This is a genomic window from Paenibacillus marchantiophytorum (assembly GCF_014640555.1).
Classification (GTDB): Bacteria; Bacillota; Bacilli; order Paenibacillales; family NBRC-103111; genus Paenibacillus_E; species Paenibacillus_E marchantiophytorum.
On record NZ_BMHE01000149.1, the window covers coordinates 1 to 635 of the forward strand.

The 635-nt window shown below is 43.8% G+C and carries 1 protein-coding gene and 1 pseudogene; both read right to left on the bottom strand.

Going from position 1 to position 635, the window contains the following annotated elements:
* Positions 1 to 342, bottom strand: a 342-nt coding sequence (locus tag IEY34_RS36395) for a hypothetical protein (RefSeq protein ID WP_229758033.1), incomplete at its 3' end; no start/stop codon positions are given.
* Positions 329 to 635 (bottom strand): annotated as a pseudogene (locus tag IEY34_RS37205) (hypothetical protein); the annotation flags it as partial. The pseudogene IEY34_RS37205 and the gene IEY34_RS36395, both read right to left, overlap by 14 nt.

Sequence of the window (635 nt, forward strand, 5' to 3'; positions counted from 1 at the left end):
GCGAAGCAATACCATGGCAGGCATGTGGATTTTCAAGTTTTGTATCGCTACCGGATTATTCTCAATGCCGAACTTAAGGGCTAGATTTTGATAAAAGACATGAAGCATGTCCATATCCAAATTAAGTTGCTTTTGTTCATGATACCGAACGGCGGTCGTCGTTTGTTGTGACTCCATTCTAGCCAAATATGCACCCGCATCGTCCACAGCAGCCTGAAAATCATCCTCATATTGTTTGTGCAGGGTGACGCTTCGATCATACGAATCCTGTCTGGCATCATGCACAAATACAAGGGGGATGGCGATAATAAGAAATAATAAGACAAGACTAAGGGGCTTCACTTCGTACCATTCCCCCCTTTTTAATGGCAATTGGAACCGCTTGTCCTCTGAATAGGAAAGAGCGAAGCCTGCCTGCAAGGGTGATGCCACGTGATTGAATGCGAACGTTAAATATATCTCCAACATGCATGGTATATCTCCGCGATGCATCATCATCTGCAAGCTGTGCACTTGGATACAGCGTACTGAGTATTTCTTTGGTAAAGTATCCGTCATACCGAACTGTAAATGTCTGTTGGAACGTCCCAAAGTTATTGGGATTCGTATAGGTAGGTTCAATGACCTTTTTGTAG